This is a genomic window from Streptomyces sp. NPDC006458, from assembly GCF_040612135.1.
GTDB lineage: Bacteria > Actinomycetota > Actinomycetes > Streptomycetales > Streptomycetaceae > Streptomyces.
Map to the genome: position 1 here is coordinate 51,970 of NZ_JBEXPR010000038.1, position 17,581 is coordinate 69,550.

Annotated in this window: 14 protein-coding genes and 1 pseudogene; 6 read left to right on the top strand and 9 right to left on the bottom strand. The window is 73.2% G+C overall.

All coding sequences use genetic code 11. The features are described 5' to 3' along the window. Window positions 1–18 precede the first annotated feature (18 nt). The gene (locus ABZZ79_RS35095; RefSeq protein WP_356695901.1) at window positions 19–1,608 is read left to right on the top strand and encodes an AMP-binding protein; all 1,590 of its coding nucleotides are present in this window, start codon (window positions 19–21) and stop codon (window positions 1,606–1,608) included. A 15-nt stretch (window positions 1,609–1,623) separates the two neighbouring features. Then, on the top strand, window positions 1,624–2,442 hold the full coding sequence (locus ABZZ79_RS35100) for a PaaX family transcriptional regulator C-terminal domain-containing protein (protein WP_356695903.1): 819 nt from the start codon (window positions 1,624–1,626) through the stop codon (window positions 2,440–2,442). A gap of 294 nt (window positions 2,443–2,736) precedes the next feature. Here the strand turns inward: ABZZ79_RS35100 and ABZZ79_RS35105 are convergent, their stop codons facing one another. Further along, the gene (locus ABZZ79_RS35105) at window positions 2,737–5,106 is read right to left on the bottom strand and encodes a bifunctional salicylyl-CoA 5-hydroxylase/oxidoreductase (RefSeq protein WP_356695905.1); all 2,370 of its coding nucleotides are present in this window, start codon (window positions 5,104–5,106) and stop codon (window positions 2,737–2,739) included. Window positions 5,107–5,108: 2 nt separating this feature from the next. After that, the gene (locus ABZZ79_RS35110; protein WP_356695907.1) at window positions 5,109–5,936 is read right to left on the bottom strand and encodes an enoyl-CoA hydratase family protein; all 828 of its coding nucleotides are present in this window, start codon (window positions 5,934–5,936) and stop codon (window positions 5,109–5,111) included. Window positions 5,937–6,283: 347 nt separating this feature from the next. On the opposite strand from ABZZ79_RS35110, the gene ABZZ79_RS35115 reads away from it, so the two are divergent. Continuing rightward, window positions 6,284–6,742 carry an ATP-binding protein gene (locus ABZZ79_RS35115; RefSeq protein ID WP_356695909.1) on the top strand — a complete coding sequence of 153 codons (459 nt, stop codon included), beginning with the start codon at window positions 6,284–6,286 and terminating at the stop codon, window positions 6,740–6,742. Here ABZZ79_RS35115 and ABZZ79_RS35120 read toward each other — a convergent pair. From ABZZ79_RS35120 to ABZZ79_RS35130, 3 genes and pseudogenes are all read right to left on the bottom strand, one after another. Beyond that, window positions 6,696–6,946: pseudogene (locus ABZZ79_RS35120) on the bottom strand (amino acid permease C-terminal domain-containing protein); the annotation flags it as partial. The gene ABZZ79_RS35115 and the pseudogene ABZZ79_RS35120 overlap by 47 nt on opposite strands. 33 nt (window positions 6,947–6,979) lie before the next feature. Continuing rightward, window positions 6,980–7,987 carry an ornithine carbamoyltransferase gene (argF, locus tag ABZZ79_RS35125; protein ID WP_356695911.1) on the bottom strand — a complete coding sequence of 336 codons (1,008 nt, stop codon included), beginning with the start codon at window positions 7,985–7,987 and terminating at the stop codon, window positions 6,980–6,982. Window positions 7,988–8,070: 83 nt separating this feature from the next. Then, window positions 8,071–9,294 carry an arginine deiminase gene (locus ABZZ79_RS35130; protein ID WP_356695913.1) on the bottom strand — a complete coding sequence of 408 codons (1,224 nt, stop codon included), beginning with the start codon at window positions 9,292–9,294 and terminating at the stop codon, window positions 8,071–8,073. 133 nt (window positions 9,295–9,427) lie between these two features. On the opposite strand from ABZZ79_RS35130, the gene ABZZ79_RS35135 reads away from it, so the two are divergent. After that, entirely contained in the window at window positions 9,428–10,543 is a 1,116-nt protein-coding gene (locus ABZZ79_RS35135; protein WP_356695915.1) for an SPFH domain-containing protein, read from the top strand. Continuing rightward, window positions 10,540–11,427 (top strand): hypothetical protein, encoded by an 888-nt coding sequence (locus tag ABZZ79_RS35140; RefSeq protein WP_356695917.1) that lies wholly within the window; start codon window positions 10,540–10,542, stop codon window positions 11,425–11,427. The genes ABZZ79_RS35135 and ABZZ79_RS35140 overlap by 4 nt, the downstream gene beginning before the upstream one ends. Before the next feature lie 69 nt (window positions 11,428–11,496). Here the strand turns inward: ABZZ79_RS35140 and ABZZ79_RS35145 are convergent, their stop codons facing one another. The 4 genes from ABZZ79_RS35145 to ABZZ79_RS35160 form a co-directional block, all read right to left on the bottom strand. Continuing rightward, window positions 11,497–13,203, bottom strand: coding sequence for an HEXXH motif domain-containing protein (locus tag ABZZ79_RS35145; protein ID WP_356695919.1), 1,707 nt, complete (start codon window positions 13,201–13,203; stop codon window positions 11,497–11,499). Between the two features lie 123 nt (window positions 13,204–13,326). After that, window positions 13,327–13,563, bottom strand: coding sequence for a hypothetical protein (locus ABZZ79_RS35150; RefSeq protein WP_356695921.1), 237 nt, complete (start codon window positions 13,561–13,563; stop codon window positions 13,327–13,329). Window positions 13,564–13,665: 102 nt separating this feature from the next. Next, window positions 13,666–14,790 (bottom strand): caspase family protein, encoded by a 1,125-nt coding sequence (locus ABZZ79_RS35155; protein ID WP_356695923.1) that lies wholly within the window; start codon window positions 14,788–14,790, stop codon window positions 13,666–13,668. Next, window positions 14,787–15,962 (bottom strand): alpha/beta fold hydrolase, encoded by a 1,176-nt coding sequence (locus ABZZ79_RS35160; RefSeq protein WP_356695925.1) that lies wholly within the window; start codon window positions 15,960–15,962, stop codon window positions 14,787–14,789. Before ABZZ79_RS35160 ends, ABZZ79_RS35155 begins: the two co-directional genes overlap by 4 nt. Before the next feature lie 161 nt (window positions 15,963–16,123). On the opposite strand from ABZZ79_RS35160, the gene ABZZ79_RS35165 reads away from it, so the two are divergent. Further along, window positions 16,124–17,446 (top strand): cation:proton antiporter, encoded by a 1,323-nt coding sequence (locus ABZZ79_RS35165; RefSeq protein WP_356695927.1) that lies wholly within the window; start codon window positions 16,124–16,126, stop codon window positions 17,444–17,446. Window positions 17,447–17,581 lie beyond the last annotated feature (135 nt).

Here is a 17,581-nt window from a genome sequence, read left to right on the forward strand (position 1 = left end):
CCCAGGGGGCGAACCGCCATGAACGAGTCGGCCCATCTCGACAGCTTCGCGCGCGACCACCTTCCGCCACGCGAGCAGTGGCCCGAACTCCGGTTCGATCTGCCGGAGCTGCGTTACCCCGAACGGCTGAACTGCGCCGCCGAACTGCTGGACGGTCCGCCCGGTGGGCGTCCGGTGTTCCGGACCCCGGACGGGATCTGGACGTACGGCGAGCTGCGCGCCCGCGTGGACCGGATCGCGCACGTCCTGACCGGCGAGCTGGGCGTGGTCCCCGGCAACCGGGTGCTGTTGCGCGGCCCCACCACCCCGTGGCTGGCGGCCTGCTGGCTGGCCGTGCTGAAGGCGGGGGCGGTCGCGGTCACCGTGCTGGCCCAGCAGCGCCCGCACGAGCTGCGCACGATGTGCGAGATCGCCCGGGTGCGCCACGCCCTGTGCGACGTCCGCGCGGTCGACGACCTCGCCAAGGCGGAGGTGCCGGGGCTGACCGTCACGACGTACGGCGGTGACGGCCCGGACGACCTGCTGCGCCGTCCGGCGCCGGACGGCCCGTACCGGGCGGTGGACACCGCGGCCGACGACGTGGCGCTGATCGCGTTCACCTCGGGCACCACGGGTCGCCCGAAAGGGTGCATGCACTTCCACCGCGATGTGCTGGCCATCGCGGACACCTTCTCGGCCCATGTGCTCAAGCCCCACCAGGACGACGTGTTCGCGGGCAGTCCCCCGCTGGGCTTCACCTTCGGGCTGGGCGGGCTGGTCGTCTTCCCGATGCGGGCCGGTGCCAGCGCGGTGCTGCTGGAGCAGGCCGGGCCGGGACAGCTGCTGCCGGCGATCGCCGAGCACCGGGTGTCGGTGCTGTTCACCGCCCCGACCGCGTACCGCGCGATGCTCGCCACGGCGGACGAGCACGACCTGGGCTCGCTGCGCCGCTGCGTCTCGGCCGGGGAGAACCTGCCCGCGGCCACCTGGCAGGCCTGGCACCGGCACACGGGCCTGCGGATCATCAACGGCATCGGCGCCACCGAACTGCTGCACATCTTCATCTCGGCCGCCGACGACGCCGTACGCCCCGGCCGCACGGGTGTCCCCGTTCCCGGCTGGCAGGCGCGCGTGCAGGACGAGAACGGCGAGCCCGTGCCCGACGGGGAGCCCGGACTCCTCGCCGTGCGCGGCCCGGTCGGCTGCCGCTATCTCGCCGACCCCCGCCAGGGCGTGTACGTGCGCGACGGCTGGAACGTCACCGGCGACACCTACGTCCGCGAGCCGGACGGCTACTTCCGCTATGTGGCGCGCGCCGACGACATGATCATCTCGGCCGGGTACAACATCGCCGGCCCCGAGGTCGAGGACGCGCTGCTGCGTCACCCGGACGTGGTGGAGGCGGCCGTGGTCGGCCGGCCCGACGAGGACCGCGGCCAGGTCGTCGTGGCCTTCGCCGTCCTCGCCGAGGGCGCCCCGCGCGACGCCGAGGCCCTGCGCGTCTTCGTCAAGGAGGAGCTCGCGCCGTACAAATGCCCCCGCGAGATCGTGTTCCTCGACGCCCTTCCGCGCACGGCCACCGGCAAGCTCCAGAGGTTCCGCCTGCGTACCGAGGGTGACCAGCACTGATGCCGACGACCTAAGATGATCAACGTGTCCGACCAGCATGCTCCACGGTCTTTGATCGTCACGCTCTACGGCGCGTACGGCCGCCGGTTCCCCGGCCCCGTCCCCGTCGCCGAGCTGATCCGGCTGCTCGCCGCGGTGGGCGTGGACGCGCCCTCGGTGCGCTCGTCGGTGTCCCGGCTCAAACGGCGCGGGCTGCTGGTGCCGGCCCGCACCGCCGAGGGCGCGGCGGGCTACGAACTCTCGCCGGACGCCCGCCAGTTGCTGGAGGACGGCGACCGCAGGGTGTACGCCACGACGCCGCCCGGCGACGAGGGCTGGGTCCTCGCGGTCTTCTCGGTGCCGGAGTCGGAGCGGCAGAAGCGGCATGTGCTGCGCTCCCGGCTGGCCGGACTCGGCTTCGGCACGGCGGCGCCCGGGGTGTGGATCGCCCCGGCCCGGCTGTACGAGGAGACCCGGCACACCCTCCAGCGACTGCGTCTGGAGCCGTACGTCGACCTCTTCCGCGGTGAGCACCTCGGCTTCGCCCCGACCGTGGAGTCCGTCGCCCGCTGGTGGGACCTGGCGGCCATCGCCAAGGAGCACGAGGCGTTCCTCGACCGGCAGGCGCCGGTGCTCCAGGCCTGGCAGCGGCGCGCGGACACCCCGCCGGAGGAGGCGTACCGCGACTACCTTCTGGCCCTGGACTCCTGGCGCCACCTGCCGTACACCGACCCCGGCCTGCCCGCGCACCTGCTGCCCGCCGACTGGCCAGGCGTCCGCTCGGCGGGCGTGTTCCACGCGCTGCACGAACGGCTGCGGGACGCGGGGGCGGAGTTCGCCGGTCTGCGGGACTGACGGCCACGACAGCGCCCCGGAAGGGGCGCGGGGACCTGCGCGACACACCACGACGAGGCCGCGGACGAACGAGCACAAAGACGCGTCACAGCCGGCAACACGACCAGCCGCAACACCCTAGAGGGGCGCGGGGAACTGCACGACACACCACGACGAGGCCGCGGACGCACGAGCACAAAGACGCGTCACAGCTGGCAACACGACCAGCCGCAACACCCTAGAGGGGCACGGGGACCTGCGCGACACACCACGACGGCGCCGCGGACAGCCGACGCACGGCGACCACGGACGCCCTCACGAACGGCCCAGTCCGAGCCGCGGCTTCGGCGCGTCCGTGCGGCCGGTGTTGGGGCGGCGGCTGCCCGCCCGGTAGGGCGCCGGCCACACGGCTCCCGGGCCGGTGTAGCCCTGCTCGGCGGCGGCGTGCAGCGTCCAGTGCGGGTCGTACAGGTGCGGACGGGCCAGTGCGCACAGATCCGTACGGCCTGCCAGGATCAGGGAGTTGACGTCGTCCCAGGAGGAGATCGCGCCGACGGCGATCACCGGCACGCGCGCCTCGTGGCGGATCCGGTCGGCGAACGGCGTCTGGTACGACCGCCCGAACTCCGGCTCCTCCTCGGCCACCACCTGCCCGGTCGACACGTCGATCGCGTCGGCGCCGTGCGCGGCGAAGGCCCGCGCGATCTCGACCGCGTCCTCGGCGGTGGTGCCGCCCTCGGCCCAGTCGGTGGCGGAGACACGGACGGTCATGGGCCGCTCCTGCGGCCACACAGCCCGCATCGCGTCGAAGACCTCCAGCGGGAAGCGCAGCCGCCGCTGGAGCGAGCCGCCGTACGCGTCGGTGCGCAGATTGGTCAGCGGGGAGAGGAAGCCGGACAGCAGATAGCCGTGCGCGCAGTGGAGTTCGAGCAGGTCGAACCCGGCCCGCGCGGCCCGCCAGGTGGCGGCCGTGAACTGCTCGCGGATGTCGGTCAGCTGAGCCCTTGAGAGCTGGCGCGGGGTCTGGCTGCCGGGCTTGTACGGCAGCGCGGACGCGGCCACCAGCGGCCAGTTGCCGTCGGGCAGCGGCTCGTCCATGCCCTCCCACATCAGCCGCGTCGAGCCCTTGCGCCCGCAGTGGCCGAGCTGGACACCGATCGCGGTGCCGGGCGACTGCTCGTGCACGAAGCCGACGATCCGCTTCCACGCCTCGCCCTGCCGGCCCGAGTACAGGCCCGCGCAGCCCGGGGTGATCCTGCCCTCCTCGCTCACGCACACCATTTCGGTCATCACCAGCCCGGCCCCGCCGAGCGCCCGTGCGCCCAGGTGGACGAGGTGGAGGTCGCCGGGCACGCCGTCCCGGGCGGAGTACAGGTCCATCGGCGACACGACGACCCGGTTGCGCAGGGTCAGCCCGCGCAGCCGGAACGGGGTGAACATCGGGGGCGTGCCGGGCGGGCAGCCGAACTCCCGCTCCACGGACTCGGTGAAGTGGGCGTCGCGCAGCCTGAGGTTGTCGTGGGTGACGCGGCGGCTGCGGGTGAGGAGGTTGAACGCGAACTGGCGCGGCGGCTGGCCGAGACGGCGGGAGAGGTCCTCGAACCACTCCAGGCTGGCCCTGGCCGCGCGCTGGGTGGACGCCACGACCGGCCTGCGTTCCTCCTCGTAGGCCGCCAACGCGCTTGCCGTGTCCGGCTGTTCCTCCAGGCAGGCGACCAGGGTGAGGGCGTCCTCGACGGCGAGTTTGGTGCCGGAGCCGATGGAGAAGTGGGCGGTGTGGGCGGCGTCGCCGAGCAGGACCAGGTTGTCGTGGGACCAGTGCTCGCACACGACCGTGCGGAACGTCGTCCAGGTGGAGTCGCCGGAGCGCAGGGGCCGGCCGCCGAGCGCGTCGCTGAAGATCTTGGCGCAGCGCTCGACGGACTCGGCCGGGTCCGTCTCGTCGAGACCGGCCGCGTGCCAGACCTCTTCGCGCATCTCGACGATCACGGTGGAGGCGTCGTCGGAGTACGGGTAGCCGTGGAGCTGCATCACGCCGTGCTCGGTCTCGGCGATCTCGAAGCGGAAGGCCTCGAAGGGGAAGTCTGCGGCGAGCCAGATGTAGCGGCAACGATGGGGTTCGATCGTGGGGCGGAAGGCGTGGGCGTACCTCTCGCGGGTGGTGCTGTGGACTCCGTCTGCGGCGATGACGAGGTCGTGCGTGGCCATGAGGCCGGCCGGGTCGGGGGCCTGTGCGCGGAAGTTGAGCGTCACGCCGAGGTCGTCGCACCGCTCGTGGAGGATCTTCAGCAGGCGCTTGCGGCCCAGGGCGGCGAAGCCGTGGCCTCCGGAGGTGTGGCGGGTGCCTCGGTGGACGATGTCGATGTCGTCCCATCGGGTGAAGTGTTCCTGGAGGGCCGCGTAGACCTGGGGGTCGGCGTGTTCGATGCCGCCGAGGGTCTCGTCGGAGAGGACCACGCCGAAGCCGAAGGTGTCTTCCGGGGCGTTGCGTTCCCAGAGGGTCACTTCGCGGGCGGGGTCTCGTCGTTTCAGCAGTGCGGCGGCGTAGAGGCCGCCGGGGCCGCCGCCGATGATCGCGATGCGTGGCGGGTGGCCGGCCGGTTCCGGCGACCGCGGGTCGGTGGCGGCCGCTCGCGCGGTTTCTCGCGCCCCTGACCGCGCTGCCGTGCCGTGCGTCGGGAACATCGCTACCTCCCTTGCCACTTCGGAGGGCGCTTCTGCGTGAACGCCGTGTGGAACTCGGCGTAGTCCTCGCCGTTCATCAGCAGGGCCTGGGTCGAGGCGTCCATCTCCACCGCCGCCGCGAGCGGCATGTCCAGCTCCGCCGTCAGCAGGGCCTTGGTCTGGGCGTACGCCAGGGCGGGGCCGGCGGCCAGGCGCCGGCCCAAAGCGGCGGCCGTCTCGTCCGCCCGGCCCTCGTCCGCCAGCTCGCTGATCAGGCCGATGCGCTCCGCCTCGGGTGCCCGCACCTGGTCGCCCAGCATCAGCAGGCGGGTGGCGTGGCCGAGGCCCACGACCCTGGGGAGCAGGTAGGCCGCGCCCATGTCGCCGCCCGAGAGGCCCACGCGGGTGAAGAGGAAGGCGAAGCGGGTCGTCGGGTCGGCCACGCGGAAGTCCGCCGCCAGGGCCAGGACCGCGCCGGCGCCCGCCGCCACTCCGTGCAGGGCGGCGACGACCGGGAAGGGGGCCTCCCTGATCGCCCGGACCACCTGGCCGGTCATCCGGTTGAAGTCGAGGAGCTGGGCGGTGTCCATCGACAGCGTGGCGCCGATGATCTCGTCGACGTCGCCGCCCGAGCAGAAGCCGCGCCCCTCCCCCGCCAGCACCAGGGCCCGTACCGCGCGCTCGCGGGACAGCTCGGCGAGCAGGTCGCGCAGGTCTGCGTAGGCGCCGAAGGTGAGCGCGTTGAGCTTGGCGGGGCGGGCGAGGGTGACCGTGGCGACGCCGTCGGCGACATCGAGGCGCAGATGGCGCCAGTCGGCCGTGCGGCCGGCGGAGCCGGTGAAGGGACTCATGGGGTGCGGCCTCCTCGGGCGGGCACTGCCTCACTGAGCTCTACACCATGAACGTATCACCGATTCGTGACTGTCGTCAGGGTCGCGCGATACAGGACTCCGCGAAAAGGTCCCGCCCGGCCCGCCGGATCCGCTCGCGTCACACACGTCACCGGCCGTCCTCGGCTCGTCGACAACGCGGTAACAGCGGGCTCGGTCGGGGGAGGCCGGGCGCTGCCCGGGGTAAGCGCCCGGTAGCGGGACAGACCGTCCCGTGCGACGCCCGTCGTGCGACCGCCCGGGGGCGCCGTACCATCCTGAGATTGAAAGCAGGACGGCCTGATGTCTTCTTCGGGAAAGCCTGCGCCATGAACGGACTCGCCTTGCACGAACGCCCCGCCCCACCGGCCTCCTGGCGCATCGCGCTGCCGCACTCGACCGCGGCCGTGCCTGTGGCGCGTGCGCTGGTCCGTGCGGCGCTGGCCGAGGTGGAGCACGGCGCGGACCGCGACACCGCAGAGCTGCTGACCGCGGAGCTGGTGGCGAACGCGGTGGAGCACACCTCCGGGGACGCCCCGGTAGAGCTGGTCGTTCGGCTGCTGCCGACCGGCTGCCAGGTCGAGGTGCACGACTCCGACCCGGCACCGCCCGGCCATCTGCTCCCCGCCGCGGACGCGGTGCCCGACCCGTGGCAGGAGCACGGCCGCGGTCTGCTGCTGATCCGCGCCCTCAGCTCGTCCTGCGGGCACCGCCCCACCGAGTCCGGCAAGGCGGTGTGGTTCAGACTGCCTGCGGTACCGCCTCAGCGGCGGCGTCGTCCGGCGTGACGGCCGTCAGCCGCGAGTTGCGGCGGCCGTAGGCGCGGTGGACCACCAGGCCGGCCGCGAGGAACACGGCGAACTGGACCCAGGTCGTCCAGCCGGTCTCGTACATCAGGTACAGACAGTCTCGTACATCAGGTACAGACAGAAACCGACCCCGAGCAGCGGGAACATCGGGACCAGCGGCACCCGGAAGGTGCCTCGCCGAAGGGTCGCGGCGGGCCGTGGCCGCCGAGGGGCGGCTCAGGCCATGGTCGCCACCAGTACCGCCTTGATGGTGTGCATCCGGTTCTCCGCCTCGTCGAAGACGACCGAGTGGGCCGACTCGAAGACCTCGTCGGTCACCTCCAGGGACGTCAGGCCGTGGACCTCGTGGAGGTCCTGGCCGACCTTGGTGCCCAGGTCGTGGAAGGCGGGCAGGCAGTGCAGGAACTTCACGTCCGGGTTGCCGGTGGCGCGCAGGACGTCCATGGTCACGGCGTACGGGACGAGGGCTGCGATCCGCTCGTCCCAGACCTCCTTGGGCTCACCCATGGAGACCCAGACGTCGGTGGCGACGAAGTCCGCGCCCCGCACGCCCTCCGCGACGGACTCGGTGAGGGTGACGCGCGCCCCGCTGGTCTCGGCCAGCTCCTGGGCGCGGTCGACGATCTCCTGGGCGGGCCAGTAGGTCTTGGGGGCGACGATCCGTACGTCCATGCCGAGCAGGGCGCCGGTGATCAGATAGGAGTTGCCCATGTTGAAGCGGGCGTCGCCGAGATAGGCGAAGGTGATCGCGTCGAGCGGCTTGGCGCTGTGCTCGGTCATGGTGAGCACGTCGGCGAGCATCTGCGTGGGATGCCAGTCGTCCGTGAGGCCGTTGAAGACCGGCACGCCCGCGTGCGTCGCCAGCTCCTCCACCTTGGCCTGGCTGTCCCCGCGGTACTCGATGCCGTCGAACATCCGGCCGAGGACGCGGGCGGTGTCCTTGACGGACTCCTTGTGCCCGATCTGCGAACCGGACGGGTCCAGGTAGGTGGTGTGGGCGCCCTGGTCGGCGGCGGCGACCTCGAACGCGCAGCGGGTGCGCGTCGAGGTCTTCTCGAAGATCAGCGCGATGTTCTTCCCGGTCAGACGCCGCTTTTCGGCCCCGGCCCGCTTCGCCGCCTTCAGCTCCGCGGCCAGCTCGATCAGACCTCGGAACTCCGCCGCGGTGAAGTCCAGCTCCTTGAGGAAGTGGCGCCCGGCGAGGGCGGTCGGGACAGTCGCCATGGGGGCGCTCCAGGGATACGAGAAACGGGACTGTGGAATTCTATACGACCACTAGAATTTCTATACAGCCCTCCCGTTCTGCTCTACACGGCGTCTCGCTCTACGGGACAGCTCATGCAGCGCGGCCCGCCCCGGCCCCGCCCCAGTTCGCTGCCCGGGATCTCGATCACCTCGATGCCCTGCTTGCGCAGATGCGTGTTGGTGGTCGAGTTCCGCTCGTAGGCGACGACCACGCCCGGCTCGACGGCGAGCACGTTGCAGCCGTCGTCCCACTGCTCACGCTCGGCGGCGTGCACGTCCTGGGTGGCGGTCAGCACCCGGATCTCGTTCAGTCCGAGCGCGGCCGCGATGGCGCGGTGCATGTGCTCCGGCGGATGGTCGGTGACCTTCAGGTCCTTATCGCCCGCACCCGGCTCGATGGTGTACGAGCGGAGCATGCCGAGACCGGCGTACTGGGTGAAGACATCGCCGTCGACCATGGTCATCACGGTGTCGAGATGCATCAGGGCGCGCCGCTTGGGCATGTCCAGCGCCACGATCGACCGGGCGGACCCGGCGGCGAACAGCTTGTGGGCGAGCATCTCCACCGCCTGCGGGGTGGTCCGCTCGCTCATCCCGATCAGGACGGCGCCGTTGCCGATGACCAGCACGTCACCGCCCTCGATGGTGGACGGGTAGTCGGCCTGCCCCTCGGACCAGAGGTGGAAGGACTGGCCGCGGAAGAGGGGGTGGTGCCGGTAGATCGCCTCGAAGTGCACGGTCTCGCGCTGGCGGGCGGGCCAGCGCATGGCGTTGATGGAGACGCCGTCGTAGATCCAGGCGGAGGTGTCCCGGGTGAAGAGGTGGTTGGGCAGCGGGTCCAGCAGGAAGTCGTCGAGGTCCATCGCGTGGAAGCGCACGGAGACCGGCTCCGCGTGCGCCTCCAGGAACTCCCGCTTGGTCATGCCGCCGACCAGCGCCTCGGCCAGCTCGCGGGCCGGCAGTGACTCGAACTCGGCCCGCAGATGGTCGGTGGCCAGCGGGCCGTACTCCTTCTCGTCGAACACCCGGTCCAGGACGAGCGCGCGGGCCGCCGGGATCTCCAGGGCCTCGGCGAGCAGGTCTCCGAACAGATGCACGGCGACCCCGCGGTCGCGCAGCACATCGGCGAAGCCGTCGTGCTCGGCACGCGCCCGGCGCACCCAGAGCACGTCGTCGAAGAGCAGGGCGTCCTTGTTGCTGGGGGTGAGCCTTTTGAGCTCGAGATCCGGCCGGTGAAGGATGACGCGGCGCAGCCGCCCGGCCTCGGAGTCGACTTGGAATCCCATGTCTCCATCCTGACCATCCGCGACCTCCTTCACCCGCTTCTCGTCCGTTTCCGCATGCGGTTGTTTTCGTCCCCTTGACGACAACCGACCCTGCACTTTATCGTCTACATGACGAAAAACGAGGGGGGCTCACATGGCCGACATCACCCGGCGCCTCGGCTGGCGCCATCTGCGGGGCGCGCCCACGGCACACATCCGCCACCACCGCTCGGGCGACCTGGTGCACGACGGGCCGGGGCTGAGCTTCTGGTTCCGGCCGCTGACCGCGGCACTGTCCGAGGTCCCGGTCGACGACCGCGAACTGGCGATGACCTTCCACGCCCGCACCTCCGACTTCCAGGACATCGCCGTGCAGGCGACCGTCACCTTCCGCATCGCCGACCCGGCCCTGGCCGCCGCCCGCCTGGACTTCTCCATCGACCCGGACACCGGCGCCTGGCGCGGCACCCCGCTGGAGCAGCTCGGCACGCTGCTCACCGAGACCGCCCAGCAGCACGCGCTGGACGTCCTCACCCGGACACCGCTGTCGTCGGCCCTGGTCGACGGGGTCGCGGCGGTCCGCGAGCGGGTCGCGGCGGGCCTGGCCGCCGAGCCCCGGCTGCCGGCCACCGGCATCGAGGTGGTTGCCGTACGCGTGATGGCCCTGCGTCCCGAACCCGAGGTGGAGCGGGCACTGCGCACCCCGGCCCGCGAGCTGATCCAGCAGGAGGCCGACCGCGCGACCTACGAGCGCCGGGCCGTGGCCGTCGAGCGCGAACGCGCCATCGCCGAGAACGAGCTCGCCAGCAAGATCGAGCTGGCCCGCCGCGAGGAACAACTGGTCGAACAGCGCGGCACCAACGCCCGCCGGGAGGCGGAGGAGGCCGCGGCCGCGGACGCCGTACGGGCCGAGGCGGAGGCCGGCCGGACCGTGCGGCTGGCGGAGGCGGAGGCGGCCCGGTCGGTGAAGCTGGCCGAGGCCGAGGCCACGCGAACCGCGCGGCTCGCCGAGGCGGAGGCGACGCGTGCCGTACGGCTGGCGCGGGCCGAGGCCGAGAGCGCGCGGGAGGTCGGGGAGGCCCGGGCCCTGGCCCAGGCGGCCTGGCTGCGGGTGCACGCCGAGGCCGGCGTGGACGGCCTGGCCACGCTGCACGCCCTCACCGGTACGCGGCTCGCCGAGAACCTGCCCAGCATCGAGAGCGTCACCATCACGCCCGACGTGCTCACCGGCCTGCTCGCCAAGCTGGGCGTGAACGGCCGGGAGGCATGAGCCTCGCCACCCGGGCCGTCCTCGTGCACCGCACCACCGAGTACGAGGAACTCGTCGCCCGGCACGGCACCCACGGCCAGGCCGCGTTCTTCCTCGCCTCCCGGGGCCGGGACATCGAGGAGGTCGCCGAGCGGCACCGCCGCAGCCGGCGGGCGCTGGCGCAGGTGGCCGCCGCGGTGCCCGCGGCCTGGCGGCAGGCCCGGGTGGAGCGGGCCGACCTGGACCGGTTCCTGTTCGCGCCGGAGGACGTCGTGGTCGTGGTCGGCCAGGACGGGCTGGTGGCGAACGTCGCCAAGTACCTGGCCGGGCAGCCGGTCGTCGGCATCGACACCGACCCCGGCCGCAACCCGGGTGTCCTGGTCCGCCACCGCCCCGAGGACACCGCCGCGCTGCTCACCACGGGCCCGGCCGCCGACGAGCTCACCATGGTCGAGGCCGTCGCGGACGACACCCAGCGGCTGGTGGCCCTCAACGAGATCTACCTCGGCGCGGCCGGCCACCAGACCGCCCGCTACCGCCTGGACCTGGAGGACGACGGGGGTGCCGTCGAGGCCCAGGCCTCCTCGGGGGTGCTGGTCGGCACGGGGACCGGCGCGACCGGCTGGCTGCGGTCGGTCTGGCAGGAGCGGGGGGCGCGGCTGCCGCTGCCCGCGCCCACGGAGGACCGGCTGCTGTGGTTCGTCCGCGAGGCCTGGCCCTCCCCCGTCACCGGGACCTCCCTGGTGGCGGGCGAACTGCCCGCGTCCCGCAGGCTCCGGCTGACCGTCGAGTCCGAGCGCCTCATCGTGTTCGGCGACGGCATCGAGGCGGACGCGCTGGAGCTGACCTGGGGGCAGTCGGTGGACGTGCGGGTGTGCGCGGACCGGCTGCGGCTGGTGGGGTGACACACCGCCCGTCTGCCCTACGGCTGCGGCTGCGGCTGCGGCTGCGGCTGCGGCTGCGGCTGTACGGATCTACTGCGGCCGTCGCCCGCGCGGTCGCAGCCGTTCCGGCCGGGCCAGCAGGCGGCGGGAGGCCCGGCCCGGTTCGAGTGCCGCGCGGGCGACGATCCACCCGGCGAGGGCGTGCGGCTCGGCCGGGTCGTCCGCGAGGGCGTCGTCGTAGCGGGCTAGCGCGGCGGCCGGGCGCCCCGCGGCGAGGTACTCGTCGGCGGTACGGGGTGCGGTGGGGCGGGTGGCGAAGGCCTGGGTGCGGGTGTCCGGCCACACGGTCCGGTCGGGCCGGAACCGGGGGATGTCCGATGTCGGCCCGGCGTCCGGGGCGACGTTGCGCAGCCGCCACTCCGTGCGGTGCAGGGCGGCGGCCGTACGGGCGCGGGCCGCGGCGGCCTCGGGCACCGGCTCGCGCAGCCAGCCGTCCAGCGTGCGGGCGAGCCCCGACACCACGGCCGTGCCCTGGGCGGTCAGCCGGCCGCTGGTGAGCAGGGTGCGCACGACGAGCCGGCTCTGCAGCCGGCGCAGCGCGAAGTGGTAACCGGCCTGCTCGCAGGGTTCCTTGCCGGCCAGCCGGTCCCGCCAGAAGCCCGCGACGCCGGTGAACGCGTAGGCGCCGTGCAGAAGTCCGGTGAGATGGCGCGGGTCGGCGCGCCAGGGGGCGTAGTAGCGCTCCTCCCGGTCGTCGTCGAGCAGCGGGAACAGGTGGAGCAGGGCGGCGAGTTTGCTGTGCTGGAACTCGTGGACGAGCGTCTCGGCGAGGGCCAGCGCGGAGGCGGGGCGGGCGATCACCATCGCGCCGTAGGAGTCGCCGCTCGAACCGGACAGGGGCACCGCGGGCGGGGCGGGCGGCAGCAGGCCGGTGCGGCCGAAGGGCACGACGGCCCGGATCGCCGCGGGATCCACCCGGCCCGGCCCGGTTCCGCCGGGGGCCGCGAGGATGCCGACGGCGTCGTCGAACAGCCGCTGCCACTCCTCCGCCTCGTCGGCGTCGAGCCGCGCGGGCGGGACCGGGTCGTCGAGGTCGCGGTACGGGTCGAGGTCGTCCAGGGGGATGGCCGTCACCCCGGCGCCACCGATGTGGGTCAGGGTGCGCAGTGGCTGCCAGGTGGCGGGGGTCCTGGTCCCGGCGGGCCTGTCGTACCGGGGCACCGCGACCGGCGCGGCCCCCCGGCCGCGCAGTGGGGAGGTGGCCGGGCGGCAGGTCAGGGCCGTCGGCACGGAGTGCCGTCCGGGACCGGTGAGGGTGAGGCCGCCCCGGCTGGTGACGGCCACGCCGACCGTGGGGCCCGCGGCCGCCTCGGGGAGCCGGGCCCGTCCGAGGCCCGGCAGACAGAGGGTGCCGTCGGTGAGGGGGACGCGGAGTTCGGCGTCCGTGCCCGCGCGCAGACAGGCCGTCACGGCCAGGGCGCACAGATGCCCGGCCTCCATCCACAGCGGCGGGCCCGACGCGGTGCCGTGCACCCGGCGCAGCATGTGGGCGAGCCAGCCGCCGGTCGCGGGCGCGAGCAGCAGCCGGTCGACCGGACCGGGCGCGTGCTCGGCGGCGTCCTTGAGGGCGGCCCAGGCCTCGGCGGCGGGCGTCAGGGGCGTGGGCAGCCCGTCGAGATGGTCCAGCAGTGTGCGCAGCAGCAGCATGCGGCGGGCGCGCTCGCTCTGTTCGAGGAAAGCGAGGGCTTGGGCCGAGCCGCCGCCCAGGGCCAGTTCCGCGAAGAGGCGCTCGGGCATGCGAAAGGGCACGCTGCGCGGCTCACCGGTCATGGACGGGGACCTCCGGTCGCACGGAAGGGGCACACTCGAACCCCGGGCGGGCAGGCGGAGACCTCGTGAGGGCTCGGCCGATCGGTCGGGCTACTCGGCTCGGGCGTTGCCGCCGGGCCCTTCGTTTCCGCCCTTCATGCTGCTGCGGGCGCGCAGCACCTCCACCAGCAGACGAGCGGTGGGCCGCAACGGCGTGAGGTCGTCCACCGCGGTCAGAGGCAGCCCGGTGAGGTCGGCCAGATCCGCCTCCCAGAAGCCGGTCCCCACGGCGACGGACGGCTCACGGACGGCTGCTTCGGCGTGCAGTCGAGCGGGCGGCTGGTCCAAGGTGCTCCCCCCTTCACGTAACGGTGGCACACAGTTCCTCGTGTCTCTCTCCATCATGGCCATTCCTACCCCTGTCGAAAACCGTACGATCACGCCACCTGATCATTCCCGGCCGCGTGGACGTGTCGACCTGTCCGCGAACTCGCGCAATGCCGCCTGCAGTTCGGCCGCGCGTCCGGGATCGTTGTCGATGGTGACCACCGCGTCGTACAGCTCCAGCAGCGCCTCGGCTCCGCGCTTGGCGAGGTGGTTGAGGAGAGAGGTGGCGTCCGTGCGGGCCTTGGTGTGACGGGCGAGTGTCCCGGTGTGGGAGGGGTCCAACGCGGCGACCACCGCCTGCCGTTCGACGGGGTCCGCCATCAGGGGATAGGCCGTCAGGGCATCCACGGCCCGCAGCAGCGGGGGCACCGGACGGGGCGCGGGGCCGGGCGCGGGCGCGGTCAGGGTCTCGGTGCGTTCGGGGCCGCGCAGCCGGATCTCGGGATACTGCAGAGTTCGTCCCGCTTCCCTGAGAATCGCGATGCGTGCGCGAACGGCGGGAAACAGTTCCTCGGGGTCGGGCGGCGCGGGCAGGAGTGCGGCCCGGTCCGCCAGCAGATCGAGCAGGACGTCGGAGAACAGTCCCGTGCCGCGCACGGGGTCGTTGACGGCGGCCCGGCCGCGGCCCGCCGCGCGCAGCAGGGTCTGCTGGTGGGCGAGGTTGCGCCGGCCCACGGGCAGCGCGTCGGGCGGCAGTTGTTCCCGCAGGGCCAGGTCCTCCTCGAAGGTCTCGCAGGCGTCCACCACCCACGTCTGCCGGGTCAGGCCGGGCACGGCGTCACCGGCGTACCGCTCCAGCGCGGAGTCGAGGTCGATGCCCAGCTTGTCGGCGGTGCTCGCGTCCGCGCAGAACAGCCGCAGACTTCCGGACCGGTCGAGGACGCCGTGTCCGCCCCACCACACCCACAGGATGTCGCCCTCGGCCGAGGGCAGTTCGCGCACCAGGACGCGGCGCAGGGTGGCGTGGTCGGCGGGCGCGTACCCGACGTCGGGGATATGGGGCGGCAACGGGGCGAGATGCAGGCGGAGTTGGTGTTCCGGCACCCCGGCGGCGCGCAGCAGCCGGTGGAACCGCACGGCGTCCCGTGCAGGTCCGGGCAGGTCCCAGGAGGGACCGGCGTCGTACGTCTCGATGCCGACGATCAGCGCGTGCACGCGGGCCGGGTCGGCGGCGAAGGGGGCGGTCACGGCAGCCGCTCCACGATGTGCCGGTACACCTCGGGGTTGGTCCAGTAGGCGCTGTGCGCGGCCGGGAACGGCTGGCGGCCGTCGACGGCTATGTCGGTGACCCGGCCGGGGAACACGCCCGCGCCGACGTAGCCGAGCAGATCGCGGGGGTCGTACAGATTCAGCCAGTCGGGGACGTGGGGCGGCAGGGGCGCGGGGTGTTCGAGCCGGGGCAGGGAGCCCGACTCGTAGAGGAACGGCCCCTGGGAGCCGGCCGTCACCAGGAGGCGGACCTGGGGCAGCGGGGCGCAGATCAGGGTGTCCAGGGCGATGACGCCGCCCAGGCTGTGCCCGACGAGCACGACGGGCTCCTCCAGTCCGGCGACGAGGGTGCGCAGGTCGGCGCGGACGCCCTCGCCCCGGCTGAGGTAGCGCAGGACGTCTCCCGCGGCGGGGTGCGCCGCCTGGGTGAGGGCGCGTCTGCGGCGTACGACGGCACGTGAGGCGGCGGATCCGGCGACACGCAGCACCAGGGAGCGCACCGAGCGCTCGGTTCCCCGGGCCGGTGCGCCCAGCGCCTCCGCCAGGCGCTCGACGACGGCGTCACGGGTGTCGCCCACCGGGACGAGCGGGGCGTCGGCGTCCAGGACGCCGCCGATGATCCGGGCGGCCAGGCTGCGGGCGGCGAGGACCGCCAGGTCCGGCGGGTCGAGGGTCTCGGCGGCGGGGCCGAGCAGTGGGTGGGCGGACAGGTCGTTCGCCGCGCGGGCGAGACCCGGGCCCAGCTCGACGGCGAGGGCGTCGCCCTGTGCGGCCAGCCGGGCCAGTTCCGCGCGAATCCGCTGGTCGGGCGGTACGAGGCCGGGTGGACGCTCCCCCTTGGGCTCGGCCCCCGCGGCGGCCAGGGCGAGTTCGGCGTACGGGTCGGCGTACAGCACAACCCAGGCCGCGGTGGGATCGGCGGCGGTGTCCGCGGTGGCCGGAGCCTCGTTGAGTCCACGCGTGGTGCCCGCTTCCGGCGGCAGGCTCGCACCGCCCGCCGCGAGCGTGGCGCCGTGCGTGCCTCCCCAGTAGTAGGGCACGATGCGAAGTCCTTCACGCAGCGTGGTCAGTCCGGCCGCGAAGCGTGCGGCCAGCGCAGAGAAGCCGGGTTCGCGAACTCCCGTCCCATGAATGAAGACGACCGCCGTCATGTGCCCCCCGTGACACCTGTGAAGCTCCGTGTACGACTGCCTTCCCTGAGTCAACTTACCCATATCATAAGGAAGTTGGGATCGAGCACATTTGCGAGAGCTGAGAGACCCGCAATCGGCCGGACGAACGGCCTTCGCACCTGGACCCATTGGGGGACGGCATGAGCCCTGATGAGACGGTCATGCACATCCTGCTGGCCACCGCACTGATCCTCGTCGTCGCCCATGCGGCGGGCTGGGCGGCGCAGCGGCTGAAGCAGCCTTATATCGTCGGTCAGTTGACCGCGGGCATCGCGCTCGGGCCCTCGCTGCTGGGAACCGTCTGGCCGGACGGGCACGACTTCATGTTCCCCCGGGAGATCGACACCGCGCTGACCGGTTTCGCACAGCTGGCGCTGGTGCTGTTCCTGTTCGCCGTGGGCTACGAGCTGGATCTGAAGGTCCTGGGCGACCGGGCGCGTTCCGCGGTGACCGTGGCGGTGGCCGCGTTCGTGGTGCCGATGGCCACGGGGAGCGGCTGCGCCCTGCTGTTCCGGGACCAGCTGCGCGACCTGGGCATGCCGGACCTGACGCCCGCCCAGGTCGTGTTCGCCGGGGTCGCCCTGTCGATCACCGCGGTGCCCGTGCTGACGGCCATAGTGCGGGAGAACGACATGTCCCACACCGTGCCCGGGGTGGTGGCCATCTCGGCGGCCGGGCTGCTCGACGTGATCGGGTGGACCGTGCTGGCCGGCGCCCTGCTGGGCGGTGACACCGGCGGGCAGTCGCTGGGCTGGGGCTGGCGTGCGCTGCTCGGGATCGGCTTCGTCGCGCTGATGCTCGTGGCGGCCCGGCCGGTGCTGCGCAGGCTGCTGTGGCGCACCAGCATGGAGCCCTCGCTGCGGCTGGCCCTGCTGGCGAGCTTCGCCGTCGCGTCGGCCGCGGTGACCCACGCGATCGGACTGCATGTCATCTTCGGTGCGCTGCTGGCGGGCGCGGTGGTGCCCCGCGAGGAGGACGGGACGCTCGATCCCGACCTGCTGCGGGCGCTGCACACGGTGAGTTATCTGCTCGTGCCCTTCTTCTTCGTCGTCTCGGGCAAGGCGGTCGCGCTCAACAGCATGGACGCCACCGGCTGGGCCGCCCTTGTGGTGGTGACGGCGCTGGCGGTCGTGACGAAGGTCGGCAGCGGTACGGTGGCCGCCCGCTCCAGCGGCCTGGACCGGACCGACTCATGGACCGTCGGGGTGCTGATGAGCACCCGGGGCCTCACCGAGCTGATCGCGCTCAACGCCGGCTACCAGGCCGGACTGGTGAGCGAGCCCGTCTACACGGTCCTGGTCTTCATGGCGCTGGCCACGACCCTGTTCACCCAGCCGCTGCTGATCCTGGTCCGCCGCTGGGCCGACCGGGCGAGGGACCGCCTCGCGCCGCCGCCGGTCGAGCCGGGACTCCGGCAGTCCCAGGACGGCGCGTCGGCCGCCTCCCCCGCCGACATGAGCTGACCTCCGGCCCCCGCCGGGGAGCCGGAGCGGGCGTCGCCATCGGGCGCCGGCATCGGGCGCCGGCATCGGGCGCCGGCATCGGGCGCCGGCATCGGGCGCCGGCATCGGGCGCCGGCATCGGGCGCCGGCATCGGG

What these genes read in the sequence shown, in the direction of transcription:
- ABZZ79_RS35105 (WP_356695905.1), bottom strand. Translation starts at nt 5,106, where the DNA reads ATGTTCCCGACGCACGGCACGGCAGCGCGGTCAGGGGCGCGAGAAACC.
- ABZZ79_RS35165 (WP_356695927.1), top strand. Translation starts at nt 16,124, where the DNA reads ATGAGCCCTGATGAGACGGTCATGCACATCCTGCTGGCCACCGCACTG.
- ABZZ79_RS35110 (WP_356695907.1), bottom strand. Translation starts at nt 5,936, where the DNA reads ATGAGTCCCTTCACCGGCTCCGCCGGCCGCACGGCCGACTGGCGCCAT.
- ABZZ79_RS35115 (WP_356695909.1), top strand. Translation starts at nt 6,284, where the DNA reads ATGAACGGACTCGCCTTGCACGAACGCCCCGCCCCACCGGCCTCCTGG.
- argF (WP_356695911.1), bottom strand. Translation starts at nt 7,987, where the DNA reads ATGGCGACTGTCCCGACCGCCCTCGCCGGGCGCCACTTCCTCAAGGAG.
- ABZZ79_RS35160 (WP_356695925.1), bottom strand. Translation starts at nt 15,962, where the DNA reads ATGACGGCGGTCGTCTTCATTCATGGGACGGGAGTTCGCGAACCCGGC.
- ABZZ79_RS35100 (WP_356695903.1), top strand. Translation starts at nt 1,624, where the DNA reads ATGATCAACGTGTCCGACCAGCATGCTCCACGGTCTTTGATCGTCACG.
- ABZZ79_RS35145 (WP_356695919.1), bottom strand. Translation starts at nt 13,203, where the DNA reads ATGCCCGAGCGCCTCTTCGCGGAACTGGCCCTGGGCGGCGGCTCGGCC.
- ABZZ79_RS35135 (WP_356695915.1), top strand. Translation starts at nt 9,428, where the DNA reads ATGGCCGACATCACCCGGCGCCTCGGCTGGCGCCATCTGCGGGGCGCG.
- ABZZ79_RS35095 (WP_356695901.1), top strand. Translation starts at nt 19, where the DNA reads ATGAACGAGTCGGCCCATCTCGACAGCTTCGCGCGCGACCACCTTCCG.
- ABZZ79_RS35130 (WP_356695913.1), bottom strand. Translation starts at nt 9,294, where the DNA reads ATGGGATTCCAAGTCGACTCCGAGGCCGGGCGGCTGCGCCGCGTCATC.
- ABZZ79_RS35140 (WP_356695917.1), top strand. Translation starts at nt 10,540, where the DNA reads ATGAGCCTCGCCACCCGGGCCGTCCTCGTGCACCGCACCACCGAGTAC.